Genomic DNA, 25,086 nt, shown 5'->3' on the forward strand with positions numbered 1-25,086 from the left:
TTAATACCGGTTACTGTAAATTGAGGCGCTTTTTCAGTGTCACCGTGGTGACGACGTAGAAGATTCCTCCGTTCAGCAGCCCCATGCAGATGAGAACGGCCATGAGCTGATGGAAACTGTTCATTCCGCCGATGTTGAAAAGACCTGTGAAAAAGTCCGTGTTAACAAACAGCCCGCTGACAAGCTGCGTGACAAACTGGAATGCGAAAAAGAACAGCACACTCCACGCCGATTTGTGATTGGCGAAGCTGTGGCCCACAGCAATGGCCGCGTAAAATTCAAGGCACAGCACCGCACAGGTAAGAAGCGCCAGCACGATCATCTCTGCCGCCATCATCGGCAGGTTCAGTCCAAATTCCGAAACCAGCTCCTGTACGGCTTCAAAAAACCGGCGGAAAAACGCGGAGCTGAAAATGTCACGCATCCATTCCAGATCGAAGACGCACACCAGAGCTGCCAAAACCTCCACAAGAGCCGTTGCAATAAACCACACAGAGGAGACGATGATCTTGGACCAGACAAGCTGGTGGCCGGAGACGGGCAGGGTAAACATCACGTAGCCCTCGTCGCCCATCAAATTCGCGCGGAAGCGTTCTACCATCAGTACGATGGAGATAATCACCAGTGCCGCCATGCCGATGCCGAAGGCAAACAGCAGAAGCCCCCCCATCAGATTGGGGAAAAAGCCTGAAGCATCCAGAAGAAATTGCAGCGACAGGTTTGCCGTCAGCGCCAAAATCAGAATGATAAGAAACAGCGGCCCCATTACCCGGGCAGTGGCCCGAAATTCGTGTTTGATCAGTTTTCTCAGCATTTAAATACCTCCCGAAACAGCGTATCCACGCTCATACCCTTCTCCTCCCGAATCTGATCCACGGAGGACTGAAGAACGACCTGCCCCTGATTGATAAAAATAACCTCGTCCAGAACCTGCTCCACATCCGCAATCAGATGCGTGGAGATGATCACGGCGGCCTCGGGATCATAGTTTCCGATAATGGTGTTGAGAATGTAGTCCCGGGTGGCCGGGTCCACGCCGCCGATAGGCTCATCCAGCAGATACAGCTTTGCCGCCCGGCTCATCACCATGATGAGCTGCACCTTTTCCCGGGTGCCTTTGCTCATCTGGCGGATGGTCTGGTCCATGCGGATGTTCAGATGTGTCAGCATTTCCTCCGCTCGCTCCCTGCGGAAATCCGCGTAAAAATCCTGATAAAAGTCCAGCAGCTTCCGGGTGCTCATCCACAGGGGGATGCAGGTGCGCTCCGGGAGATAAGAGACAATGGCGTGGGTCGACGTACCGGGAGCCATTCCGTCCACCAGCACTGCGCCGGAGTCGGGCGTCAGCAGGCCGTTTGCCAGCTTAATCAGGGTGGTTTTGCCGCTTCCGTTGGGACCTAAGAGTCCCACAATGTGGCCCGGCTCCACCGTCAAGCTCAGGTGGTCCAGAGCCGATGCGCGACCGTAGCTCTTCGTAAGCTCATTACATTCAAAAATCGCCATGCGTTAAACCCTCCCCCGTGTTTTCCCGACGCACCAGCGTCATAATTTCTTCCTTATTAAATCCCAAGCGGGTCATTGCCGTCAAAAAATTCTGAATCTGGCGATCTGCCAGCTTTCGCTTTGCCGATTCGATCATCGCCGTGTCCTCCGTTACAAATCTGCCTGCGGTCCGCTGGCTGTATACCAGTCCGTCCCGCTCCAGTTCCGTCAAAGCCCGCTGCATGGTGTTGGGATTCACCCCGGCCTCCACGGCCAGGTCCCGCACCGATGCAAGCCGCTCTCCCGGCGGAAACGCGCCGGATACGATACCCACCTTGATCTGCTCAATCAATTGAGAGTAGATGGGTGCGTCACTTGAAAAATGCCACTTCATACCGCACCTCCTGTTCTATTGTTCTAGGCAAGTAATACAATAACACAGATTTGCCGTTTGTCAAGAGCTTTTTAAAAAAATATGAAACCCGTGAAGGGCCGCTTTACACGGCCCTTCAAAAACCGATTCCTTTCGTGGGGCGGCCACTCCCTGCGGGAAATTCTGCGGGCAAAGCAAGCGCACTAAAAAAGAAAAGAATTTCCCACAAAAACAAAAGGGTCATGGGGTTTATGTCGCCGCCGTCAGGAATAGCGCTCCTCCAGTGCGGCAATTACCTCCGCCAGCGCATCGTCCCGGGCGTCGCAGACAAGCCGCGCCCCACAGCGGGCCACCTCGGGCACGCAGTTGGCGGGGGCGAATCCCTGAGAGACCCATGCCAGCATGGTCAGGTCGTTGCGCTCGTCGCCCACTGCGTATACATGCTCCGGCGCAATGCCGAGATGCGCCGCAAGGCGGCTGAGCATCCCGCCCTTGTCCGCGCCCTTCGCGGTAAGCTCCAAGAGGGTTTTTCCCGAGTAAATCAGCTCGTATTCCGCGGCCCAGTCCCGGCTGCGGATAAGTTCCTCTGCCTGAACAAGGTCCCTATGTTCTGCTTCAAACAAAAGCTTGCTTAGGGGCAGGGGGGCCTCCGTCAGACGGGGCAGCGCCCGCACCCGCACGCCGGTGAGATGTTCGTGGGCGCGGATAATATGGTTCACCTGCACCGCGTGAATGACGCTGTCCAGATGATATGCTTCTACTCCCACCCGGGGAAATGCGTCCAGTACCTCCTGCCCCCTCTCCCGGCTCTGCTCGGGTAGAAGTGCCGTCTCCAAATATTCGCCCTTTTCAAAGTCGTAAATCGCCGCCCCGTTGCACACCACACTGGGCGCGTTCATAGGGACCAGCGGGGCCAGCCGCTCAAAAGCGGGCAGTGCCCGACCGGTGGCCACGGTAAAGCGCCCGCCTTGGGCCATAAAAGACTCCAGCGCCGCCCGGTTTCCTGCCGACAAAGGCGGGACGGGCCGACCAGAGCGCAGAGCCTCCTCGGTATAAATCAAAGTGTTGTCAAAGTCGCTGGCTAGCAGTACGCCGTCAAACTTTCCCATGCCGTTCCTCCCAATTTTATAAAGGCGGGAAGAGGAATCTCACCTCTCCCCGCCGTTCGCTTTTACGTGCTTATTCTCCGGAGACGCCTCCGCCTTGGCCTTGGCCGCCTCCTCCGCCCCCTCTGCGGCGGCCGCCCCTGTGATGAGGGCGGCGGACCGCCTGGCCGCCTTCGCTTTTTTCCGCGCGGGGCTTTTCTCCGGCGGGCCGGTCGCCCTTGGGAAGCTGCGGTTTTGCCTGAGCCTTGGGCTTGGCGGGGTGGGGCGGCTGGGGCTTTTCGGGCGCGGTGCTTTGTCCCGCCGGTTTTTTCCCGACGGAGCCGCTTTTGCCTCCGCGATGGCGACGGCGGGAAGAACTCCGGCGCTCGCCGTCCTGCGGAGGAGTAATACGCTCCCGGCTGGGCAGGTCCTCCAGCTTTCCCATGGACATCAGAGGCTCGGAGGAAACGAATTGCAGAACGTCCTCCTCCTCCCGTTCTTCCACGTAGCGCTCGGGCCGCTCACGGGGAATTTCAATGCCCTCCCGGCTGCCCTTGCCGTTGCGCAGGACCCGGATTTCACAGTTGTGGTAGGTCTTCTGCGGCTCCGGTGCAGAGTCAAGGCTCACCTTCACGGTTTCCCGCAGAAGATTCACGCTACGCACGTTGCCGGGGCCATCCGGCGTCTGCACAAAGGACTCGGCCTTCGGCATCCGCTTCATTGCGTCTTCATAGGCGTTCTGTTCGTATTTCAGGCAGCACATCAGCCGCCCGCAGGTGCCGGAAATTTTAGCGGGATTCAGGCTGAGGTTCTGCGTTTTAGCCATTTTAATAGAAACAGGTAAAAACGAATCCAGAAACTGAGAGCAGCAAAATGGCCGCCCGCAGATGCCAAGGCCGCCGATCATCTTTGCCTCGTCTCGCACGCCGATCTGCCGCAGCTCGATCCGCGCCCGGAACACCCCGGCCAAATCCCGCACTAGCTCGCGGAAATCCACTCTCCCGTCGGCGGTAAAGTAGAAAATGATTTTGGTCCCTTCAAAGCTGAAGGAGACGTTTACCAGCTTCATGTCCAGCCCGTGATCCTGAATTTTTTTCTCGCAGACGTCAAAGGCATCGCTCTCCCGTTTGCGGTTGTATTCCACGGTGTGCCGGTCGTTCTCGGTGGCCATGCGGACCACGTTGCTTAAGGGGTGGACGATGGCGGAATCCTCCACCTCGTGGTTGCCCTCCGTACAGGTGGCGAACTCCGGCCCCTGCGCCGTTTCCACGACCACCTGATCGCCCATTTTAATCTGCCGGTCCCCCGGGGCAAAATAATAATTTTTACAGCCGCCACGAAAGCGGACGCTGATTACTTCGGTCAAAGGATACCCTCCAATTCGACGGCCAGGGCGCCCAGCACGTGGTTGACCCCCACGTTGTACGCGCACTCCCGGCAATATGACTGCAACAATTCTATTGTGTGCATAATTTGCTGTTTTGTCAAGTTTTTTGCAAGGAACCGGGCCGTTTTTTCACTCTTTCCCGGCACTTCCTGTCCATAGAAGATCAAAAGCGCATCTGCAAACAGGCCGTGGGCCTGCTCCAAAAGGGTTTGAAGAGTCTCCCGGTCTGTCTTTTTTCGCTCCAGTTCCACCAAAAGCTCTGTCACCGCACCCCGCTTTTTTTCGCCCACGGCCCGGCAAAGGGCCTCCACCTCGGCGGACAGCTCCGTCGCTTCGCTGCCCTCCGCTTCTGGGTGAAGCCTGATTTCCACGCAGCGGGAACGCAGGGTTTGCAGCACTGCCGCGGGGTTTTCCGCGCAGAAGAGGAACGCTGCATAGGGCGGGCCCTCCTCCACGATTTTCAGCAGAACATTTTGATCCTGTTCCGTCAAAAGGGCGCAGTCTTCAAAAATATAAACCTTCCGCGCCCCCTCGTTGGGGCGGATATACGCGTCCGACCGGACGGCGCGCACCGCGTCTACGGAGAGGTTTTTATGATCTTCGTCCCGCACGACGGTTACGTCCGGGTGAATGCCGCCCAGCACCTTGCGGCAGGCGGGACACACGCCGCAGGGCTGTTCCTTTTCTGCCGTGCATTCCATCGCCGCGGCGGCAAAGAGTGCTGCGCCCGCCCGGTCGCCCGGACCGGTGAACAGCAGCGCATGGGCCAAAGCGCCCCTTTGCGCAGCGGCGCGAATGCGGGCCGCTGCCGGTGTGGTTTTCAATTTTTCCAGCTCCGCCATGGGAACCTCCCTTTTCGAGGACTCCGCCTTCGGCGGGCGCAAACGGGCAAACCGTCCACTTTACTAATATTGTAACACGGTTTTGTGGAAAATGGAATTCTGAATTTTGATAACGCGAGAAGTAAAATAAAATTTTTGCAGGCTGGATAAAAAACAATGCAAAAGCCCAGAACGTTCAAAACAAAGTCGCCGCCGCGACACAGGCGTAGCAGATGCTATGCGGGGCTATCTGCGTGCATTTTCACGCTGCGCTGCCGTTGTACAAGCAGACTTCGCAGGAAAATTCGCACCTGTCTTCCTGCCCAGGCACATAAAGCGAGGATGAGAACCGGTATGAATCGGTTCTCATCCTCATTTTTTCTTATACGGGCTGCTTTTCTAAATTCACTCTGTGATCCTGAGGGCTTCCTGCCGGAGTGCGTAGCCCAGCGCGGTTTACAAAATATTCTCACGGCCCAGCAGCTCAAGAATGCGGGCGTCGTCTTCAACCGTGGCGTTGGGCATGGGGAATGTTCCGGCACTGTTGGTGCAGATTCCCCGCAGACGGGCCGTCTCCTTGATGACAGGCAGGAAAGGACTGCGGATGGCGTACAGATCCATCAAGCGGTCAATGCTCTGCTGCCCTGCGGCGATGCCGTCCAAATTATTTTCCCGGAAGGCCCGCACCCACGCGGTGCATACCTCGGGCACCACATTGCTCAGCGCGCCGATGCAGCCGTTGCCCCCGGAAAGAACATTGTGGGCGAAGTTATCGTCAAAACCGGAGTAAATCTCAAAAGAGGGAATCAGAGGCTTGATCAGCTTAATCAATTCTCTGGTATGGTCCATTCCGGAAATGGTGTCCTTAAAGCCCACGATGTTGGGATGCATCTGGGCCAGCTGAAGCACCGTTGCGGGCGGAATGGTGTAGCCCGTGTTGTCGGGGAAATTATAGATATAGATCGGGCCGTGGATTTCTCTGGCCAGTCGGTCGTAATACTGAAGCAGGGCTTCAGCTCCAAAATGAAAATAGTATGGCGGGAGAATCATCACCGCGTCGGCGCCCGCATCCAGACACTCGTTAGAAAAGTCGATAATCTGCTGCGCCACCATGCTGGACGTGCCAATAATCAGTTTCACACGATGGTTAATGCGCTCAATGGCAAACTTGGCCATAATGCTGCGCTGTTCCATGGGCATCGCGAAAAATTCGCTGGAACTTCCCTCCACCAAAATGCCGTCAATGCCCTTTTCGATCAGATTCTCAAAGAGTTTTCCCTGACTTTCCAGATCCAGAGTACCGTCTTCGTGAAATAATGTGATGGCCGGCGCGAGATAAGCTGCTTGCATAATTAAGTTCCTTTCAGATTCCCGGTTTATTCCAGACCCGCGCCCTTCATAGCGGAGATAGCGTGGTCAGTGTAAAGCTTATAGAAACCCTTGCGCTTTTCGCGGGGCAGAATGCCCGCCTTGGAGCGCTCCTCCAAAACCTTTGTGGCTTCCTCAATGGTGCAGGGCACGCCGTGGATACCAGTGAGGTTCATTGTTCTCTCCATAATATCGTAGGAAATAATGTCGCCCTCTTCGATAAAGGCGATGGGGCCGCCGGCAGCTGCCTCGGGGCTGACGTGGCCGATGGCCGCGCCGCGGGTTGCGCCGGAGAAGCGTCCGTCGGTAATCAGGGCGACCTTGCCGTTGAGTCGCTCATCGCACACGATGCCCTCGGTGGTCATGAGCATTTCGGGCATGCCGCAGCCGCGGGGCCCCTCGTACCGGATGACGATAATATCGCCGGGGTTAATTTGGCCTTTGACCACAGCGGCATAGGCATCCTCTTCGTGGTTGAACACACGGGCGTTGCCGGTGACCTTCCACTGCTCCTCCACGCAGGCGGAGTACTTGACTACGCTGCCCTCCGGGGCAATATTGCCCTTGAGGATGGCAACGCTGCCCTTTTCGGGGGCCTTGTCCACCGGAAAAATTACCTGATCGCGGGTCAGACCGTAGTTTTCGAGATATCCGAGGTTGCGGTTGAACCAGTTGTCCCGCTCCAGATCCTCCAGATTTTCGCCCAGCGTTTTGCCGGTGACGGTCATCACGTCCAGATCCAGCATGTCCTTAAGCATCACCTGCACCATGGGAACGCCGCCTGCAAACCAGAAGGATTCGGTCAGCTGGGCGCCGGAGGGATTGATGTTACCCAGATGGGGCACCTGATGGTTGATTTCGTCAAACAGCTCGATGGGCAGATCGTAGCCCAGCTCCCGGGCAATAGAGGGAAGATGGATGGTGGCGTTGGTGGAGCCGCCGATGGCGCTGTGGACAATGATGGCGTTGCGGAAGGCGGCGGGGGTCATGATCTGGCTGGGAGTGATACCCAGCTTAACCAGATTCAGAATCTGCCGTCCGGCCTGACGGGCATACTGCAAAATGTCGCGCATCGTGGCGGGAACCAGAGCACTGCCGGGCAAAGCCAGACCAATCGCCTCCGCCATGCACTGCATGGTGCTGGCGGTGCCAAGGAAGGTGCACGCACCCACGGAGGGGCATCCGGTGAGCTTATAGTCCCGGACCTCCTGCGGCGTAATGGCGTCTTTGCGCTTTTGCCGCAGGGAGATATCGCCCGCCACCAGAGAGGTGGTCATATGGGGGCCGGGCCGCATGGACCCGCCGGGCATAAAAATGGTGGGGATGTCCATACGGGCGGCTGCTTTCAGGTGAGCAGGAATGGATTTGTCGCAGCTGGAGGAGAGGATCATACCGTCCCAAGGCACGGCGGATGCGTGAACTTCCACCATGTTGGCAATGGCCTCGCGGGAGGCCAGCACCATGTTCATGCCGTCGTGGCCCTGCGCGCAGCCGTCGCAAACGTCCGTGGCATGGTATTGGGCAGGAAAGCCGCCCTTTTCAAACACGCCAAACTTGGCCTGCTCGGCAAGCTGATTGAGATGGACGCTGCCGGGATGGGAGTCACCGAACACGTCTTCAATCATGATCTGGGGCTTGGTAATGTCGGTGTCGTCCCAGCCGGAACCCATTTCCAGCGCGTCGAACTGCGCCCAGAGGGCTCTTTCCTTAATGCTCTTTTGATTCATAGAATGTTTCTCCTTTTTAACGGCGGAGCTTTACATAATTTGCCGAAGCTCCTGTTTTCCTGTTTGGCTGCATAAAAATCGGGAAAAGGCCTGCCGCTGCGTCCACAGCGGCAAGCCATTTTCTCCTTAGGCATTGCGCTTACAGGAGAAGGTACTGGCTCCCCTGTGATATTGTGTGGAACCCTTTGCCGCGCTTAGAACAAGCCGATGGCAGCAAAGATGAAGATCAGGATAAAGCAGGTGATACCGGCCACAACATCCGGAATGGTGATATACTTCAGGCCCTGCTTGAGGTCCAGGTTGAAGAACTTGCTGATAACCCAGAAGCCGGAGTTGTTGACGTGGTTGAAGATCATGGTGCCGGCGCCGATGGCCAAAGCGGTGGAAATGGGGGTCAGGCCCAGAGAAGCCATCATGGGCATGATAACACCGGCGGCGGTCAGGCCGGCAGTGGTCATGGAGCCAACGGCGGTCATCATGATCACGCCCACCAGGAAGGGGATCAACAGACCCGGCACGCCGGAGTCGGCGATCACCTGGCTCAGGCCCTCAATGGCGGGAGAGGACTTGATAACGGTGGCGAAGGCGCCGCCCATGCCGGTAATCAGCAGCGCGGGCAGGGCAACTTCCATGCCGCGGGCAAACCAGCTGTTGAGCACAACGTCGCGGAAATCCTTAGGGTCCTTGCCGGTCACATCCTCGTTGCTCTTGCGGACAGAGGCCTTGTGGGCGATGGCCAGGAAGATGGTGTAAATCACGCCCAGACCCAGAGCAACAATCTTATCACCCAGAATGTCGGTGATGCCACGAACCGCGGAATCAGCATCGGGAATGGCCATCTTCACGAAAGAACTGAAGGCAATCAGAAACACAGGAATCAGAATTGTCATGAAGGAAGCAAACGTGCCGGGCAGGTCTTCGCCCTTGATGAGAATGTCGCTGACCTTGTCGGAATTGGTCTCTTCAATCTCAGCCACAACGGCGGGGACCGGCTCCACATATTCTTTGTCAGTCCACTTGCGCAGCGCCAGCCAAGTCACAAAGAACGCAATCAGAGAAACCACAATGCCCCAGGAGATGGTCAGACCCAGATCAGCGCCCAGCATGATGGACACAGCCAGAATGCCGGGGGTGGGGGGGACCATGGCATGGGTCAGGTTCAGGCCGGTCTGGGTAAAAGCGGCCATTTTGCCCATGGAAATGTGCTTGCGCTTGGAGAGGACGTTTGCGATGTTGGAGGTCAGGATGGTGGTGATGTCGCCAAACACGGGGATGGACACCACATAACCGGTCAGAGCAGGTGCCAGCTCCAGATTTTTGCCGTGGAACAGGCGAATAAAGAAGTTGGCAATCGATTTAGCCGCGCCGGTATCCTGCACACCCATTGCCAAAATCGCGCCCAGCATAATGGGGATGCCCAGGCTCTGCAAGGTGCCGCCGAAACCGGCATTGATGTTCACCAGAGATTCGGGGAAGGAGAAGCCCATGACCAGGGACATGACCAGAGCCACGGAAAACAGGGAAAACACCGGGTGCAGCTTTGCTTTCATAATCAGCAGCATCAGCGCTGCAATGGAGAGAACCAGGATTACCAAAAATACGCCAGCAGACATGATAAGTACTCCCTTTCCTTTTGGATTTATGCGTTTGCCATAAATGAGTCGCCATACACACATGGGGCTTCGGCGCATACATGCGATGCCATGTGAAGCAGTATAACCACCGCGACAGTAGCCATACCCAGCACCCCCTCACAAAGCTATTATTCCGCTATACGGAATTACATTCCGAAATATAGGAATAAAAAACATCCCGGCCGGGAATACATCGCTTATAACAGCTTTATATACTTTTGCGAAATTTTTGTCAAGCACGCAAAGACCTTTTCAGCACTTCCTATGAATCGGGTTAATTTTTTTGTTAATCTTGCTAATTTTTTAGGGACATGAGTTGGAAAAAATCTTTTATAAGCATTTTTGGGAGAAGGAGTAAGACCCAGAATTATACAAAACTTCTAAAATATTTCGGTCAAAATAGAAACCGATGGTTCAAAAACACGAATGGCGGGGTAATATCCGAATGAAGAAAGAGCGTAAGCAGCGCCTTGCCTTTGAGCGCGTAAGGCACAATTTTTCCCAAATTCAGCGACAGGCATCTTCGTCCCGTGCCCGCTGCCTGTGGCACAACGAGAGCGCTATCCGCAGCCAGCTTCGGCAGCTTGGAAATCTCACGCTGGCCGATTTTCCAGACGGACAGGCCGTCTATACTCAATATACCGCGTTGCTGGATGATGTGTCCCGGCGGGTGCTGGAGCAGTATAATCGCAAGACGGGAACAAATTACAGCTTTGATGCCGTTGTGGAGAAAAACCGAGCCGAGTATCTGCGCTCCGGAATTCTCTCAGTGTTACTCTCAAACCATATTCCTGGAATGGTCCGGGAGGAATTTCGCCGCCTGCTGCCCCCATATCCGCAGGACGGATACCCGGAGGCACGGCGGGAAAAGCGAATGTTTTATCTCCACCTGGGGGACACAAATACCGGAAAGACCTATCAGGCGCTGCTTCGTCTGCGCCAGAGTTCATCAGGAATTTATCTGGCGCCGCTGCGAATTTTGGCGCTGGAAAATTATGAGCGACTGAATGCAGAGGGCTTCCCTTGCAGCCTGCTTACCGGTGAGGAAGAAGTGTTGACGCCCGGTGCGAAGCACCTTTGCTGCACGGTAGAAAAAGCAAATTTAAGCGGCAAATACGATGTAGCGGTGATCGACGAGGTACAGCTGTTGGCAGATTCCCAGCGGGGCGATGCGTGGACCCGGGCCATTTTGGGCCTATGTTGCCCGGAAATCCATCTTTGCGGCGCGCTGCTTGCAAAGGAGCAGCTGACCGCTATGATCCGGGACTGCGGAGACGAGTATGAATTGAAGGCATATACCCGTCTGGTACCGCTGCAAATGGAATACGCTCCGGTGCGGCTGAAGAGTGTTAGGCAGGGCGATGCTCTGGTGGCCTTTTCCAAAGCTGCGGTGCTGTCCCTGTCGCGGTATCTCGCACAGCTTGGTATCTGCTCCAGCGTAATTTATGGGGACCTTCCTCCAGAGGTGCGCCGGGGACAGTACGATGCTTTTATTCAGGGGAAAAACCCGGTTTTGGTTGCCACGGACGCCATCGGTATGGGCGTCAATCTCCCCATTCGTCGCCTCATTTTCACAGAGCTGGAGAAATTTGACGGGGAGTCCCGCCGACCTCTCACCTCTCAGGAAATAAAACAAATTGCCGGACGCGCAGGGCGCATCGGCATCTATGAGGTCGGATATGTAGCCTGTCTGGATGAGCGTGTCTCTGTGGTGGAAGAAAAGCTTGCCGCCGAAGATGATCCCATAGAGCAGGCTGTGGTCGGCCCCAGCGAGGCCATTTTACAAATTGGCCTGCTGCCATTGCGGGAAAAGCTGGCACTGTGGAGCACAGAGACGGAGTTGCTGCCTTATTACCGCAAGAAGGATGTGAACACAGAGCTTTTCCTGCTGGATATGCTGGAGCCCTATCACCTGCCGGAGCAGATTCAGTGGCGCTTGATGCGCGTGCCCTTTTCTCTGGGAAATTCCGCACTGCTGGCCCAGTTTGCAGAGTATGCCCACGCGTGCTTTTCTTTAAATGCGCAGCAATTGGAGAAGCCCGTCCCGGAGGGGCAGTCCTGCGAGCAGTTGGAGACGTATTACCAGCAGGTGGACCTGTACTATTCTTTTTCCAAGGCACTGGATATGCCCATTGACGAACACTGGGTCCTCGATACCCGAAATCGGGTGTCTGCCCGCATCCGTTCGGCGCTGGAAAAGCTCCGCTGGGACCGACCGGAAAAAACATTCCGCGGGAAGACGCGGTAAGAACAAGTCTGCAATTTTACCCTCTGCAAAATATTTGGGCGAGCCGGACCAAAACTTTAAAGCTTCGGTATGGACACATGCACGGTAGCCGCACTAACGGAGTTATACCCAAAATAAGCACTGCGGGAAAACGAGGAAGACGGCACTTTTAAAAGTGCCGTCTTCCTGATTGCGCGGGCGCTGTGCTGCTTTTGTTAATACTGCGTGTCGTATTCCCAGGGGGCGCCGCCGCACAGGCAGCCGCCGTCCACATGATATGCCTGTCCGGTCATATAGGCCGACGCGTCGGAGGCCAGCATGATAGCCATTCCCACTAACTCTTCCGGCATTCCGGGACGACCCATGGCAATCCGCTCTCTCAGCCAAGGGGCGCGGGTGGGGTGATCCCAGGTCACCTGAGTCAGTTCCGTGAGGATGTGTCCCGGGCTGATGGCATTGGCCCGGATGCCATACTGTGCGAATTCTATGGCCATGGAACGGGTCAGCGCTACCACGCCGCTCTTTGTGGCTCCGTAAACAGAGCAGCCGCCCAGCATCCCCTCATCGTTATGGGAACCGATGTTAATGATGTTGCCGCTTTTTCGCTTGTACATCTCCCGGGCCACGGCCTGACTGAGCATGAATACGCCTTTGAGATTTGTGTCCATAATCCGGTCGTAAGTCTCCTCGGCCACGTCCAGAAGGCCTTCCCGCTTATTCATGCCGGCCACGTTGAACAGCACGTCAATTTTTCCGGATTGGGCGATTACATCGTCCACACAGGTATGGATGCTGCTCATATCCGTCACGTCCAAACGGTGGGCAAAAGCCTTGCCTCCGTTGGCCGTAATTTTATCAGTCAGGGCCTGACACTTTTCCACCGAGCGGCCGCACAGAAACACTTCCGCCCCCGCATAAGCCAATCCTTCGCTGATGGCCGACCCGATCCCGCCGGCAGCGCCGGACACCAGGACGGTCTTTCCGTCCAATCCAAACACATGATTGAGATATTCCTTGCTGTTCATAACTGTTTCCTTTCCTTGGGTGGGTCCACGCCCGCCAATTGCAATTATTATACCGGTGTGTAAAATGGCCTTTTCATTTGCGGTAGCCCAGCAGAGCGGAGATTCGCTCTGCTGATTTTTTTACTTCACTGGTTATAAACGCCTCGTCCGATTTCATCCGATAGTTGGGCCCGGCAATACTCACGGCCGCCCGAACATGGCCCGTCATGTCGTAAATCGGCGCGCCAATACAGATCAGTCCCTGCTCAATCTCTCCATTGTCCATGGCATAGCCGTTTAACCGGGCTTTGACCAGTTCCTCCCGCAATTGCTCGGAATTTGTGATGGTAGTTTCGGTCATGGGTGTTTGATTCTTCATCCATTCGCAGTATTCATCCACAAATGCCTCCGGCTGCGCAGCCATCATCGCCTTGCCGCCGCTGGTGGCATAGGCCGGTGCGCGGCTTCCCACCCGGGTGTTGCACACCACGGAGCGGTGTGTCTCCACCTTATCCAAGTAAAAAATATCATAATCCAGCAAAATACTGAGATTCACAGTCTCCTGTACCACATCGCTCAGCCGCTCCAACTCCGGATGGGCCATGCTGCGAATGTCGGAGCGCCCCATAATTGCGCTGGAAAGCAGATAGAGCCGGGGCCCCACCCGATAGCTTTTGCGGACTGGGTCCTGCTCCAGATACTGCCGCTCTACCAGTGTGGAAATTTGCCGAAAGACCGTGGTGGTAGGAAGATCCAGGCGTTCCACCAAAGCCTTCAGCGTCCATTCGGTGTCACAATCCATAAAGCATTCCAGAATTTGCAGAGCCCGCAAAATGCTGGAAACCTGTTCTTTTGCCATATATTTTCAACCTTTCGCACAGAATTCCGCCTTGAATTTTGTCTGTTATATGCTTGACAAATACTCTACAAGCGCTTATCATGAGTATAACATAAGTGTTTTCATTTGTGAATATTTTTTTGCCCCATTTTCGGAAAACAATTCCGCAATACGGAAATTGCGCGTTGGCAGCGCAAGATTCCATTCAAAGCCCCGATCCCCGGATAAGAGGAAGAAAGGAAGCAAACTATGAGTAAGAAAAGTGTTGTCATGGACGGCAATACGGCTGCGGCATACGTATCCTACGCGTTTACGGAAGTCGCCAGCATATTCCCCATCACGCCCTCCTCCACTATGGCGGAGAAGGTGGACGCTTGGGCAGCCAATGGAAAGAAAAATATTTTCGGAGAACCCGTTAAGGTCATTCAAATGCAGTCTGAGGCCGGTGCGGCCGGCACCTGCCACGGCTCCTTGCAGGCCGGTGCCCTGACCACTACCTATACCGCATCTCAGGGCCTGCTGCTGATGATCCCTCCCATGTATAAAATCGCCGGCGAATTCTTACCCGGCGTGTTCCATGTGTCTTCCCGTACCATCTCGGTCCATGGCCTTTCCATTTTCGGCGATCATTCTGACACCATGGGCTGCCGCATGATCGGCTTTGGCATGCTGGCGTCGTCCTCTCCGCAGGAGGCAATGGATCTGGGGGCCGTGGCGCATCTTGCCGCGATCAAGGCACGTCATCCCTTCCTGCACTTTTTCGACGGCTTCCGCACTTCTCATGAAATGCAGAAGATTGACGCGCTGGATTATGACGATCTTGCCAAGCTGGTGGACTACGACCAGCTGCTGGCTTTCCGCAAAAATGGATTGAACCCCGAGCATCCCTCCACCCGCGGCACCACCGTCAATCCCGATATTTTCTTCCAGTGCCGCGAGGGCTGCAATGAGCACTATGCCATGCTTCCTGCCATCGTCCAGAGCTATATGGACGAGATCAACAAGCTCACCGGCCGGGATTACAAGCTGTTTAACTACTATGGCGCGCCCGATGCCACCGAGTGCGTGATTCTCATGGGCTCCTCCGCCGAAACCGTGAAAGAGACGGTGGACTATCTCAATGCCCATGGCCGCAAGGTGGGCATGATTCAGGTGCATCTGTACCGCCCCTTCTCCGCCGAGCATTTCCTGTCCGTTCTGCCCAAGACCGTCAAAAAGGTTGCGGTTCTGGACCGGACCAAAGAGCCCGGTGGCATGGGTGAGCCGCTCTATCAGGACGTGGAGAGCGTGCTGCACCGCAACTGCCCCGGTGTGCAGGTGGTGGGCGGCCGGTATGGCCTTGCCTCCAAGGATACCACCCCCGGTCAGATTGTCGCCGTGTACGACAACCTGACAAGCGAAGCGCCCAAAAACGATTTCACCATCGGCATTGTGGACGACGTGACCTTTACTTCTCTTCCTTATGAAGAAGTCTCCATCCCCAAAGAGGGTGAAACCTCCTGTAAAATCTGGGGAATTGGCGGCGATGGCACCGTGGGCGCAAACAAGAATACGATTACTACCATTGGTCTTGCGGCAGACATGTATGCCCAGGCCTATTTCTCCTATGATTCCAAGAAGTCCGGCGGGCTGACCCAGTCCCATCTGCGCTTTGGGAAAAACCCTATCCGCTCTCCGTACATGGTGAATTCCGCGGACTTTGTGGCACTGCACGAGCCGTCTTACCTTGGTCAATACGATGTCACTGCCGATCTGAAGGACGGCGGAACCTTCCTTCTGAACTGCAGTTGGAGTGACGCCGACCTGCCCTCTCACATTCCCGGCAAGATGAAGCGGGACCTTGCCAAGAAGCACACGGAGATGTTCGTCATCGACGCCACCGCCATTGCCCGGGAGATCGGCCTTGGAAACCGCACGAACACCGTGCTACAGGCGGCTTTCTTCAAGCTGACCAACATCATCTCGCTGGATCTGGCGGTCAAGGAGATGAAGGACGGCATTTATAAGAGCTATTTCAAAAAGGCCGGTGAGAAGATCACCAATATGAACTATACCGCCGTGGACCGCGGTCTGACCGATGTGCGGAAGTTTGAAATCCCCGCCGAATGGGCCAGCGCACCCGACGATGACGCACCGGAAAAGGATATTCCCGGTTTCATCAGGGACGTGGTTATTCCCATGAACAGCCAGGAAGGCGACAAAATTCCCGTCTCCACTTTCAAAAAGTATAACTGTCTGGACGGCACCTGGGAAAATGGCACCACCCGGTTTGAAAAGCGCGGCGTAGCCGTGATGGTTCCCAAGTGGGATGCCGACAAGTGCATCCAGTGCAACCAGTGCGCCTTTGCGTGCCCTCACGCGGCGATTCGTCCCGTGCTGCTCAATGAGGAGGAGGCCGCCAATAAGCCCGCTTCCTTTGAGACAGTTCAGGCCAAGGGACTGAACCAGTATCAGTACCGGATGCAGGTTTCTCCTTACGACTGCATGGGCTGCGGCTCCTGTGCCAACATTTGTCTGGCGAAGGACACGGCGCTGACCATGGTGCCCTTTGAAACACAGGTAGCCGAGGGAGAGAACTGGGCCTTCGGCGTGGAACAGACTCCTGTTAAAAAGGACGCTTTCTCTGCCAAAAACGTGAAGGCCAGCCAGTTCTCCAAGCCCTACTTTGAATTCTCCGCCGCCTGCGCGGGCTGCGCCGAAACGCCGTATATCAAGCTGGTGACCCAGCTGTTCGGCGACCGGATGTACATTGCCAACGCCTCCGGCTGCTCCTCTGCCTACGGCGGCCCTCTGCCCGCCACGCCCTACTGCAAGGACGAGCGCGGCTTCGGCCCCTCTTGGGAACAGTCTCTGTTTGAAGACAACGCCGAGTTTGGTTACGGCTTCCTCAACGCCCACGAGGTGATCAACAAGGAAGTTCTGCTCCGTATTCAGACCCTGATTGACGCGGGAGTGGCCAAGGAGGCCTGCGAAATTTATCTTCAGGACAAGGACGAGTCCGAAAAGACCCGTGCTGCGTCCGATCAGCTGATTGCCGCGCTGGAGAAGGTCAATACCCCCAATCAGGAAGCGGCCAAGGCAGCCAAGTTTGTGCTGGACAATCGGGAGTTCCTGACAAAGAAATCCGTCTGGTGCTTTGGCGGCGACGGCTGGGCCTATGACATCGGCTTTGGCGGTGTGGACCACGTGCTGGCACAGAACCGCGACATTAACATTCTGGTGATGGACACCGAGGTGTATTCCAACACCGGCGGACAGTCCTCCAAGGCCACTCCCACCGCAGCCATTGCAAAGTTTGCGGCGGGCGGCAAGGAAGTGCGCAAAAAGGACCTGGGCAGCATTCTGATGAGCTATGGCTACATTTATGTGGCGCAGGTTTCCATGGGCGCCGACCCTGCCCAGACGCTGCGTGCTATCCGCGAGGCCGAGGCCTATCCCGGCCCGTCCATTGTCATTGCCTACTGCCCCTGCCTGGAGCACGGCATCAAGGGCGGCATGGGCAACAGCCAGCTCGAGCAAAAGCGCGCCGTGGAGTGCGGCTACTGGCATCTGTATCATTTTGACCCCCGCCTGAAGGCCGAGGGCAAGAATCCCTTCGTTCTGGAATCCAAGGATCCCACCGGCGATCTGTCGGCTTATCTCAAATCGGAGCGGCGCTACGCCGCGCTGGCGGATTCCTTCCCCGAGCGGGCGGAGCAGCTTTACGCAAAGACGATCCGCGATGCCGCCGACCGGCTGGACGGTTATAAGCGCCGGGCGGAAAACGACTGAGGAGGTATCTGCAATGACGCAGGCAGTTCAGCTCAACCACGAGCAAGTGATGGCCATTATTCCCCACAGGGACCCCATGCTGCTGATTGATGAGGTTTCAGAGCTTGTTCCCGGAGAGCGTGTTGTGGCCAGTTTTTATGTGGACCCCGCACGGGAAATTTTCAAGGGCCATTTTCCCGGTGATCCGGTGCTGCCGGGTGTGTATACGGTGGAGGCCTCCGCACAGGCCACCGATCTGGTACTGATGACCAAGCCCGACTATGCCGGGAAAATTCCCCTCTTTCTGGGCATTAACAATGTAAAGTTCCGAAAGAAGATTTTGCCGGGAGACACACTGGAAATCCACGCGGAAATACTGACCCAGCGGCCTGAAAAGGCCATTGCCACCTGCAAATGTACCGTTTATACCGCGGGTGATCTTGCTGCGGAAAGCGAAGTTACCATTGCCATGCGCTGAGGGAGCCTTTTCCCCACAGCACAACCACTATAAAACAATGCCGTATGCTTTTGCATACGGCATTGTCTGTTTTTATGAATGAAGATAGCCCGCGGTCTCTCCCGGAGATTGACCGTAGGACTGAAACCGTTCCAGCACCTGTGCCATCTGGCTTTGGGTGAGGACGTTGGGGGTTCCCACGCACAGCGCCCGGTATTGCAGCTCGGCAACGTACTCTAAATTGCGGGCAAGGCTGTACGCGCCCGGAAGGTCGCTCCCGCAGACTACAACCCCGTGGTTTGCAAGCAAAACCGCGTTTCCATTGCCGCAGGTGGCAATGGCGGACTGTGCCAGCTCCGGGGTTCCGAAGGTGCGGTAAGGTGCGCAGGGGACCTCGTCCGTCCCCGCGTCGCCGATGGCATAGTGCACCGCCCGAAGGGGTTGGCCCAGAACGGCAAAGGTGGTGCAGTAAACGGAATGGGTGTGAACCACCGCCCGCGCTTCCGGCTTGGTTTGATAGAAAATGGCGTGGAGGGCCCACTCGCTGGAGGGCTTTCGGCTTCCGTCCGCCGTGTGACCATTTAAGTCTGCAACTACCACATCCTCCGGCTGAACCTGCTCATAGTCCATGCCAGAGGGACTGATTGCCATAAGTCCTTCTTCCGGGCTGAAGATACTCAGGTTTCCGCTGGTGCCGGGGCAAAGTCCCGCCACACTCAGCTTTCTGCCGTATTGGGCTACCAGCTCCCGCTCTTTTTGCATCAGCATAAAGCTTCCTCCTTTAATAAAAGACCCGCATCGGCCCGTCGAAATACTGCTCCAGCCCATCCGGCGAAAACACGCCCCGATCCGTCACGATGCCGGCGATCAGCTCTGGCGGCGTCACATCAAAGGATGGGTAAATAGCCTTAACTCCCGGCGCGGCATGGGAAATCCCGCCGCAGGAAAGCACCTGTGCGGGGTCCCGCAGTTCGATCACAATGTCTTTTGCGCTGGGCTTGTCCCCGTCGGGAAGGCCGGTGACAAAATAGGGAATCCCGAAGTGCTTTGAAAGAATCGCCAGTTGAAAGGTGCCGATTTTGTTGGCGATGTGCCCGTCCCGTGCGATGGTGTCCGCCGCCGAAGTGAACAGGTCAACGCCCTCCCGCTCCATGACGTAGGCCGCCATGTTGTCGGTAATCACCGTGGTGTCAAAGCCCATTTCCGCAAAGCAGCCCGCCGTCAGCCGTGCTCCCTGCAAATAGGGCCGCGTCTCCGCGCAGAAGACGCGAAAGGTTTTCCCCTGCCGCAGGGCGGCACGCATCACGGTTCCCACAATCGTCTCGCCGAAGCACTGGGTCAGGATGGTTCCGTTTTGCGGAATCAGCTCCGCGAGGGCGTCGCCCACCAACTGCATGACGGCATACCGCCGGTTCAGGGCCTCCACTGTGGAGGCAAATATGGCCTGCGCCGCGTCCTTCCCGGATTCCAATGCCTGAATGCCTACCTCCGCACAGCGGCTGGTGATGATGCCGTACCGATTGGCGGTGGTGGGTCGAGCGTGAGCCAAGTCGTGGGCGGCCTGCTTCAAAAAGGCGGATTGCCGGGCGCAATCCATGTCCCGGCACTGGTGTGCCGCCAAGGCCATGCCCATGCCCACCGCCGTGTAGGGTCCCGCGCTCTGAGTCACCATGTCCGCCACGGCCTGCCGGACCTCCTGATAGGTGAGACATTCCGCAAAGCGAACCTCCGCCGGGTAAACCCGCCGGTCCAGAATCCGCACCCTGCCGTCCTCATACCACGCCACGTTTTCATAGCGCAGTAAAAACGGCATAGCTTCATCGCAGCGCGTCATAGCGATTCTCCTTCTGTCAGAATATGCCGGAACGCCTCGGTCAGCTCCGCGCCGGAGCAAATGCGCCCCCGGTTTTTGACGAGAAAACTTCCCAGCCTGATAAGTGTCCGTTCCAAAGGAAGACGAAGGGCAGGGTCCTGCACGGAGGTAAGCTCCGAGACTTTGGAATCCCCCACCACCCGGCGAATCAACTCCGTCCCCGCGTAGCCAATCGCGTCTGCCATCACGCCATCCAGATAGAAGCTTTTGAATTGTCCGCTGCGGTATAGCGAAAATTCCACCAGCTCGTTGTATTTCCCAGACAGCTTTTCCCGGGTCTTGTCGTACAATTCGCAAATTGTCCTGTCCAGCGCGGCGGCGGGTTCGGTGTCGTCCGGCGCGGTAAAGGCTTTGTTTCCCCGGGAAAAGAACAGGTTCCCGATGACGTTTCCAATGTCGTAGCCCATGGGCCCGTAAAAGGCAAACTCCGGGTCAATAATTTTCACGCCCTGCTCGTTTGCGAAAATGGAGCCGGTGTGCAAATCCCCGTGAAGCAGGGCCTGAGCGTTGTTCATAAAGGCGCAGCGGAGCTTGCCCACCTCGGCTTTCAGCGTCTCGTCCCGATAGAGAGCTTCTTCCACAAAGGCTTCGTTGCCCGGTGTGACAATATTCCGATTTTTATAGTTGTCATACGGCTCCGTCAGCACCAAATCCTCTGTGATTTCGCACAGCTCGGGATTAGTAAAGAAGCAAACCCGTTCCTTTTTCTCTCGCCGGTCCAGCACAAGTTCTGTGGAGGGCAGCAGCGTGTCTGCAAGAAAAGAGGAGATCTGTTCGGCAAGATGAGGGTAAATTCGATTTTCCGCCAGCTCGCTTCGGAGGTTGCGATAGTCAGAAATGTCCTCCATGGCAATCACCGCCATGATTTCGTCGCAGTGGTAAATTTCGGGTACAAGGCCGGGGGCCAGCGCGCTCTCTAATTGCAACGCCCGGGCCTCGATTTTGCTGCGGCGAACGTCCAGCGGGCGGCCGGAGGAGCGAAGCAGCCTGTCCGCCTGCTTGATGATGACGGAACGCCCGCTTGCCTCGGACTCAATGCGGAACACGTAATTGATGTTTCCGTCCCCGATCTCTCGGCAGCGCAGGTCCTCTCCCGACTCAAAGAGATGAAGAACCTCGGCGGCATAGCGTGCTGCGTCCTCCGCATTCATTAAAAAGAACCGGTCGAATCCGGACAATAGAACCTCTCCTCCCGGACGGCGGGGAAAACGTACGCGGGCATTCCCGCCATCGTTTTTCCACCGAAATTGATGGGTTTACTTTATCACAAATTGTGGCTTGATTCAATCAGATGAGGTGTTTTAGGCGATAAAACTGGTGGGGAAGACGAGGAAGTAAAAAAAGAGGAAGAGAACAGGGCGGAAATGCAAACGACAGCACCGCGCCGGGCTGCTTCGTGGGCGGGATTATAAAAACGAAAAAAGCACTCACAAAAAGCGCGGGACAATACCGCCAAGCGGCATTGTCCCATTTAGAAGTTACGTTTTAAAAGAGGCGCTTAGCCCAATGCCCGTAAAAACTCATTGATGGTCTCCACATGCTTTCGCTCGTCTAAAATGATTCTGCGAAAAAGAGCCTGCATCTCCGGACAGTCGATTTGGCGGATCAGTCGCAGATAGTGGGCAATGGCGGCCTTTTCCGCTTCGAGATCAGCCAGAAGGATGGGGCGAATCTGATAAGCATAAACGGGGAATTCCCCGGACCAGTATTCGTTGCTTACATAGCTCATAAACTTCGGGGCCTGCCCCAGCTTTAAAACCAGACCGCCCAGCAGCTTTAAATGGAGAAATTCCACCGAGGCGATGCACTCATATGCAAAATGAAGCTCGGGATGCTCCAGTGTGTAAAAATTATGGGCCACATACTGCGACAGGGCCGTGGCCTCGGAGCCTGCCCCGGCAAACGCGTCGGATACAAGGGCGGCGTATTCAAAGTTGTGGGCAAGCTTTCCCACCTCCGGGTATGGCGCATCTACCAAGTACCTACCGCAATCCTGCAAAGCCATCACCTCTCGAACAGGGTATGATTGCAGCGGCGAGAATATGACAGAAAACGGACGCGGGAAAGGACGGGAAAGCAGGGCTCTTTCCCGTCCCTTCGTAGCTTGGGGCAAAACCTCAGCCGCCCCGGGTCACGTCGCAGGACTGATACCAGCGCAGCGCGTCCAGAAAATGAGCGGGCTGAAAGTCCGGCCAGAAGTCGTCCACAATATAAAAGTCGGCATAGACCGACTGGGCGGGAAGAAAGCCGCTCAGGCGTCTGCACCCGCCCCACCGCACCACAAGATCCACCCGGGAAATTTCGGCGGAGCGGAGAGTTTTGTCCTCCGCAAGATGGTTCAGGTCCCACTCCCAGTCGTAATTCACCAGAAAGTTCAAATTGATCAGGCCCCGGCCAAAGTGAACACGCCGGTTCGCGTATTCCAGAAGTTCAGGCGGAAAAGCGGGGGAGTGTGTGTTGCCGATGACCAGCAAATTAGCGTCTCTTCCGCTGAGAAGGCGTACGGCGTCCACGCAGGCCTTTGTAAATGCGTCCCGCTGGCCTTTTTCCCGCCGGTTGTTGTCTTTGGTGAAGCCGTAAAAGGTGGCCTCCCGGATGCCCAGCTCCAAAAGCTGCTCATAGAGCGCAAAGCCCGGCTGAATGCCTTGGGCGTAACCGTCCTTTTTCTGAAGTCCGTTTGTCACCGCCCATCGCCTGTTGCCGTCGGGAATAATTCCCACATGTAACGGCAATCTTTTAAACGTCTCCATGAAATTCCCCTTTACAAAGCGATTTGATAGACAATAGGTTGCCCGCTTTCCGCGTAATTATCTCCAAAAGAAAGAATCGACTGCTTGCTGCGTCTTTTTTTCCGGCTGGTCAAGGGCTTTCCGTAAGGATAAGCAATCGGGAAAAATCCCCTGCGCGGCAAGAAGTCGCGCAGGGGATCTTTTATCCTATGTAGTGGACTGGGCGGTTCTATCGCTTAGAACATGCGGCCGCCGTCGCCCTGCCACATGTCGGCGTTATCGCCCATGACCGCCTTCAAGGGCTCAGACGCCTTTTCAATCTCCTCCATCAGCTCGGCGGGAATTTCCTTTTCATAGGAGGCGAGATTTTGCTCCATCTGTGCGATGGTGCGCGCGCCCACCAGAATCGTCTGAACGAAGTCCCGGCGCTTCAGGAAATTCATAGCCACCTCGGCGGGGGAGAAGCCATGCTTTTCGCAAAAAGCCATCAGCACGCCGATAAATTCAAAAATCTCATCTTCAAAGCCGGGGTCGCTGTGACGGCAAGGGGTTTGGCCGGTGCGATAGAACCGGGTTTCCCGTCTGCCCACAGGCACGTCCTCGATGCGCCGGAACTTTCCGGTGAGCAGGCCCTGGGCCAGCGGGGAATAAGCGCACACCGGCATGCCGGCAGCAAGGCTGGCGGGAACGACTTCCTTCTCCACAATCCGCCAAATCAGGGAATAGGGGAGCTGGTTCATGGCAACCTCGTAGTCGGCAAGGCTTGCCGCGCAGCCCTTGCCCGCGTTGCACACGCCCGCGATGCGAATTTTGCCCGCCTTTTTCAAGTCTTCAAAGGCACGGAACGTCTCCGCCACGGGGATGTCGGGCGTGGGCCAGTGAATCTGATAGAGGTCGATATAGTCCGTCTGGAGACGCTTCAAGCTGGCCTCGCAGCAGGTGATCACGTCGTCATAGCGGAGCTTGTCGGTGTAAACCTTGGTGGCCAGAACCGCTTTGTCCCGGCGGCCCTTCAGCGCTTCGCCCACAACCTCTTCCGATTTGCCATCGCCGTACCGGTCCGCCGTGTCAATCAGATTGACGCCGTGCTCCAGCGCGAAGTGAATGGTGTCCAGAGCAGCCGCGTTGTCACTTGCGCCCCAGAGGGCTGCACCCGAATAGGCCCAAGTTCCAAGCGCCAGACCGGAAACCATGATGCCGCTTTTTCTCAGCTCGCTTTTTTTCATATTCCGCGCTCCTTTTGTAGAGTATTTTAGACACTGTCAGGATAGCGTTCTAAAACTTTCCGACAAGGGAAAAGCCCCTTGCCGGAAAATTGCAGCTCAGTCCACGCCGCCGGCTTTGCGAATGGCATCACACACTCTGGCCGTCCGCAGGGATTCTTCCCGGGAAATGGTCAGGGGTGCGCCGCTGAGAATCGCGTTGCCAAACTGCTCGACTTCCAGATAATAGTTGTCATCCACCCAGACGGTATAATCGGTGATAACCTCGTCGATATACTCTGCGTTCTGGGGCCGGGCGTTTTTGCCCACCCGGACGTGGCACAGGCCGCGGCTGTTGAACTTGTGGTCCACATCAATGCGGCCCGTCTCACCCAGCACGGAGAAGCAGCCACGGGGATAGGCGTCAAGCCCCGCGTACAGCATAGCGGACGCGTCCTGCCCATAGCGCAGCAGAACGGAGTCGGAGGTGTCCACACCGGTCTGCGCGTCAAAGCCGCAGTACACCTGCATGTCCGTGGGGTCCGCACCCAGCAGATAGGAGACAAGGCTCACGTTATAGCACGTCACGTCGAACACTGCGCCGCCGCCCATGCCCTTTTGATACCGGATGCCCTGACGGTTGGAGTCAAAGGTGGAGTGCTTGGATTCAAAATAGCGGACCTTGCCGATCACGCCGCTGTCGATGATTTCCTTCACCTTCTGCACAAGCTGGGCGTGGCGGAAGGCATAGGCCTCCTCTAGAAGAACACCGTGCTTTTCGGCGGCGGTAAACATCTCCTGTACTTGGCTCTCATTCAGGGCAAGCGGCTTTTCGCACAGAATGTGCTTTCCGGCGGCCGCGGCTTTTACCACCCACTCCATGTGGATGCCGTTGGGCAGGGGAATGTAGACAGCGTCCACGTTCTCATCGTCCAGAAGCGCCTGATAATCCGTATAGAGCTTTTTGGGGCCAAAAGGCTCCGCATAAGCCTTCAGCTTTGCCTCGTCGCGGCCTGCCAGCGCATAAAACTCCGCATTGGACGCAGCCAGCATACCGGGGATGGTGCGGCTTTTTCCGATGCCGGAACACCCCAAGACGCCCCAGCGCACTACTTTCTTTTCCATCTGT

The 25,086-nt window shown here is 56.3% G+C and carries 20 protein-coding genes and 1 pseudogene; 3 read left to right on the plus strand and 18 right to left on the minus strand.

Features of this window, described 5'->3' with window-relative positions; genetic code table 11:
• Positions 1 to 10: 10 nt before the first annotated feature.
• The 9 genes and pseudogenes from RTU96_RS00075 to RTU96_RS00115 form a co-directional block, all read right to left on the minus strand.
• On the minus strand, positions 11 to 814 hold the full coding sequence (locus RTU96_RS00075) for a hypothetical protein (protein WP_312634222.1): 804 nt from the start codon (positions 812 to 814) through the stop codon (positions 11 to 13).
• Positions 808 to 1,503 (minus strand): ABC transporter ATP-binding protein, encoded by a 696-nt coding sequence (locus RTU96_RS00080; RefSeq protein ID WP_312634223.1) that lies wholly within the window; start codon positions 1,501 to 1,503, stop codon positions 808 to 810. The genes RTU96_RS00075 and RTU96_RS00080 overlap by 7 nt, the downstream gene beginning before the upstream one ends.
• Positions 1,490 to 1,876, minus strand: coding sequence for a GntR family transcriptional regulator (locus RTU96_RS00085; protein ID WP_312634224.1), 387 nt, complete (start codon positions 1,874 to 1,876; stop codon positions 1,490 to 1,492). The genes RTU96_RS00080 and RTU96_RS00085 overlap by 14 nt, the downstream gene beginning before the upstream one ends.
• Positions 1,877 to 2,118: 242 nt before the next feature.
• Positions 2,119 to 2,964 (minus strand): HAD family hydrolase, encoded by an 846-nt coding sequence (locus RTU96_RS00090; RefSeq protein WP_312634225.1) that lies wholly within the window; start codon positions 2,962 to 2,964, stop codon positions 2,119 to 2,121.
• Between the two features lie 517 nt (positions 2,965 to 3,481).
• A pseudogene (locus RTU96_RS14705) lies at positions 3,482 to 4,306 on the minus strand (stage 0 sporulation family protein); the annotation flags it as partial.
• On the minus strand, positions 4,303 to 5,169 hold the full coding sequence (locus RTU96_RS00100) for a DNA polymerase III subunit delta' (RefSeq protein ID WP_312634227.1): 867 nt from the start codon (positions 5,167 to 5,169) through the stop codon (positions 4,303 to 4,305). The gene RTU96_RS00100 and the pseudogene RTU96_RS14705, both read right to left, overlap by 4 nt.
• Before the next feature lie 435 nt (positions 5,170 to 5,604).
• Positions 5,605 to 6,498, minus strand: coding sequence for a dihydrodipicolinate synthase family protein (locus RTU96_RS00105; RefSeq protein ID WP_312634228.1), 894 nt, complete (start codon positions 6,496 to 6,498; stop codon positions 5,605 to 5,607).
• A gap of 26 nt (positions 6,499 to 6,524) precedes the next feature.
• On the minus strand, positions 6,525 to 8,243 hold the full coding sequence (gene ilvD, locus RTU96_RS00110) for a dihydroxy-acid dehydratase (protein WP_312634229.1): 1,719 nt from the start codon (positions 8,241 to 8,243) through the stop codon (positions 6,525 to 6,527).
• A gap of 194 nt (positions 8,244 to 8,437) precedes the next feature.
• A complete protein-coding gene (locus RTU96_RS00115) occupies positions 8,438 to 9,856 on the minus strand; it encodes an SLC13 family permease (RefSeq protein ID WP_312634230.1) in 1,419 nt (472 codons plus the stop codon).
• A 466-nt stretch (positions 9,857 to 10,322) separates the two neighbouring features.
• Here RTU96_RS00115 and RTU96_RS00120 point away from each other — a divergent pair, with 466 nt between their 5' ends.
• Positions 10,323 to 12,125 carry a helicase-related protein gene (locus RTU96_RS00120; RefSeq protein ID WP_312634231.1) on the plus strand — a complete coding sequence of 601 codons (1,803 nt, stop codon included), beginning with the start codon at positions 10,323 to 10,325 and terminating at the stop codon, positions 12,123 to 12,125.
• Positions 12,126 to 12,319: 194 nt separating this feature from the next.
• On the opposite strand, the gene RTU96_RS00125 is transcribed toward RTU96_RS00120, so the two are convergent.
• On the minus strand, positions 12,320 to 13,129 hold the full coding sequence (locus RTU96_RS00125; RefSeq protein ID WP_312634232.1) for an SDR family oxidoreductase: 810 nt from the start codon (positions 13,127 to 13,129) through the stop codon (positions 12,320 to 12,322).
• 73 nt (positions 13,130 to 13,202) lie between these two features.
• Positions 13,203 to 13,967: an IclR family transcriptional regulator gene (locus RTU96_RS00130; RefSeq protein ID WP_312634233.1), complete on the minus strand. Its 765-nt coding sequence runs from the start codon at positions 13,965 to 13,967 to the stop codon at positions 13,203 to 13,205.
• A 228-nt stretch (positions 13,968 to 14,195) separates the two neighbouring features.
• Here RTU96_RS00130 and nifJ point away from each other — a divergent pair, with 228 nt between their 5' ends.
• Entirely contained in the window at positions 14,196 to 17,717 is a 3,522-nt protein-coding gene (gene nifJ / locus RTU96_RS00135) for a pyruvate:ferredoxin (flavodoxin) oxidoreductase (protein WP_312634234.1), read from the plus strand.
• 13 nt (positions 17,718 to 17,730) lie between these two features.
• Entirely contained in the window at positions 17,731 to 18,174 is a 444-nt protein-coding gene (gene fabZ, locus RTU96_RS00140) for a 3-hydroxyacyl-ACP dehydratase FabZ (RefSeq protein WP_294852239.1), read from the plus strand.
• A gap of 72 nt (positions 18,175 to 18,246) precedes the next feature.
• Here fabZ and RTU96_RS00145 read toward each other — a convergent pair whose 3' ends face one another.
• From RTU96_RS00145 to RTU96_RS00175, 7 genes are all read right to left on the minus strand, one after another.
• Positions 18,247 to 18,921 carry a class II aldolase/adducin family protein gene (locus tag RTU96_RS00145; protein ID WP_312634235.1) on the minus strand — a complete coding sequence of 225 codons (675 nt, stop codon included), beginning with the start codon at positions 18,919 to 18,921 and terminating at the stop codon, positions 18,247 to 18,249.
• A gap of 13 nt (positions 18,922 to 18,934) precedes the next feature.
• Positions 18,935 to 19,987: an S-methyl-5-thioribose-1-phosphate isomerase gene (locus RTU96_RS00150; protein WP_312634236.1), complete on the minus strand. Its 1,053-nt coding sequence runs from the start codon at positions 19,985 to 19,987 to the stop codon at positions 18,935 to 18,937.
• Complete coding sequence (mtnK, locus tag RTU96_RS00155; RefSeq protein WP_312634237.1) at positions 19,984 to 21,204, minus strand: S-methyl-5-thioribose kinase; 1,221 nt, start codon at positions 21,202 to 21,204, stop codon at positions 19,984 to 19,986. Before mtnK ends, RTU96_RS00150 begins: the two co-directional genes overlap by 4 nt.
• A 320-nt stretch (positions 21,205 to 21,524) precedes the next feature.
• The gene (locus RTU96_RS00160; protein ID WP_312634238.1) at positions 21,525 to 22,025 is read right to left on the minus strand and encodes a hypothetical protein; all 501 of its coding nucleotides are present in this window, start codon (positions 22,023 to 22,025) and stop codon (positions 21,525 to 21,527) included.
• A 118-nt stretch (positions 22,026 to 22,143) separates the two neighbouring features.
• A complete protein-coding gene (locus RTU96_RS00165) occupies positions 22,144 to 22,776 on the minus strand; it encodes an undecaprenyl diphosphate synthase family protein (RefSeq protein WP_312634239.1) in 633 nt (210 codons plus the stop codon).
• 215 nt (positions 22,777 to 22,991) lie between these two features.
• Positions 22,992 to 23,981, minus strand: a complete 990-nt coding sequence (locus RTU96_RS00170; RefSeq protein WP_312634240.1) for an aldo/keto reductase — start codon at positions 23,979 to 23,981, stop codon at positions 22,992 to 22,994.
• A gap of 96 nt (positions 23,982 to 24,077) precedes the next feature.
• A complete protein-coding gene (locus RTU96_RS00175) occupies positions 24,078 to 25,082 on the minus strand; it encodes a Gfo/Idh/MocA family oxidoreductase (protein WP_312634241.1) in 1,005 nt (334 codons plus the stop codon).
• Positions 25,083 to 25,086: the final 4 nt, after the last annotated feature.

This window comes from Oscillibacter sp. (genome assembly GCF_032018205.1).
Lineage (GTDB): Bacteria > Bacillota > Clostridia > Oscillospirales > Oscillospiraceae > Oscillibacter.

What these genes read in the sequence shown, in the direction of transcription:
- RTU96_RS00170 (WP_312634240.1), bottom strand. Translation starts at nt 23,981, where the DNA reads ATGAAAAAAAGCGAGCTGAGAAAAAGCGGCATCATGGTTTCCGGTCTG.
- RTU96_RS00165 (WP_312634239.1), bottom strand. Translation starts at nt 22,776, where the DNA reads ATGGAGACGTTTAAAAGATTGCCGTTACATGTGGGAATTATTCCCGAC.
- RTU96_RS00145 (WP_312634235.1), bottom strand. Translation starts at nt 18,921, where the DNA reads ATGCTGATGCAAAAAGAGCGGGAGCTGGTAGCCCAATACGGCAGAAAG.
- RTU96_RS00085 (WP_312634224.1), bottom strand. Translation starts at nt 1,876, where the DNA reads ATGAAGTGGCATTTTTCAAGTGACGCACCCATCTACTCTCAATTGATT.
- fabZ (WP_294852239.1), top strand. Translation starts at nt 17,731, where the DNA reads ATGACGCAGGCAGTTCAGCTCAACCACGAGCAAGTGATGGCCATTATT.
- RTU96_RS00080 (WP_312634223.1), bottom strand. Translation starts at nt 1,503, where the DNA reads ATGGCGATTTTTGAATGTAATGAGCTTACGAAGAGCTACGGTCGCGCA.
- RTU96_RS00105 (WP_312634228.1), bottom strand. Translation starts at nt 6,498, where the DNA reads ATGCAAGCAGCTTATCTCGCGCCGGCCATCACATTATTTCACGAAGAC.
- nifJ (WP_312634234.1), top strand. Translation starts at nt 14,196, where the DNA reads ATGAGTAAGAAAAGTGTTGTCATGGACGGCAATACGGCTGCGGCATAC.
- RTU96_RS00100 (WP_312634227.1), bottom strand. Translation starts at nt 5,169, where the DNA reads ATGGCGGAGCTGGAAAAATTGAAAACCACACCGGCAGCGGCCCGCATT.
- RTU96_RS00075 (WP_312634222.1), bottom strand. Translation starts at nt 814, where the DNA reads ATGCTGAGAAAACTGATCAAACACGAATTTCGGGCCACTGCCCGGGTA.
- ilvD (WP_312634229.1), bottom strand. Translation starts at nt 8,243, where the DNA reads ATGAATCAAAAGAGCATTAAGGAAAGAGCCCTCTGGGCGCAGTTCGAC.
- RTU96_RS00125 (WP_312634232.1), bottom strand. Translation starts at nt 13,129, where the DNA reads ATGAACAGCAAGGAATATCTCAATCATGTGTTTGGATTGGACGGAAAG.
- RTU96_RS00150 (WP_312634236.1), bottom strand. Translation starts at nt 19,987, where the DNA reads ATGACGCGCTGCGATGAAGCTATGCCGTTTTTACTGCGCTATGAAAAC.
- RTU96_RS00115 (WP_312634230.1), bottom strand. Translation starts at nt 9,856, where the DNA reads ATGTCTGCTGGCGTATTTTTGGTAATCCTGGTTCTCTCCATTGCAGCG.
- RTU96_RS00090 (WP_312634225.1), bottom strand. Translation starts at nt 2,964, where the DNA reads ATGGGAAAGTTTGACGGCGTACTGCTAGCCAGCGACTTTGACAACACT.
- RTU96_RS00130 (WP_312634233.1), bottom strand. Translation starts at nt 13,967, where the DNA reads ATGGCAAAAGAACAGGTTTCCAGCATTTTGCGGGCTCTGCAAATTCTG.
- RTU96_RS00175 (WP_312634241.1), bottom strand. Translation starts at nt 25,082, where the DNA reads ATGGAAAAGAAAGTAGTGCGCTGGGGCGTCTTGGGGTGTTCCGGCATC.
- RTU96_RS00120 (WP_312634231.1), top strand. Translation starts at nt 10,323, where the DNA reads ATGAAGAAAGAGCGTAAGCAGCGCCTTGCCTTTGAGCGCGTAAGGCAC.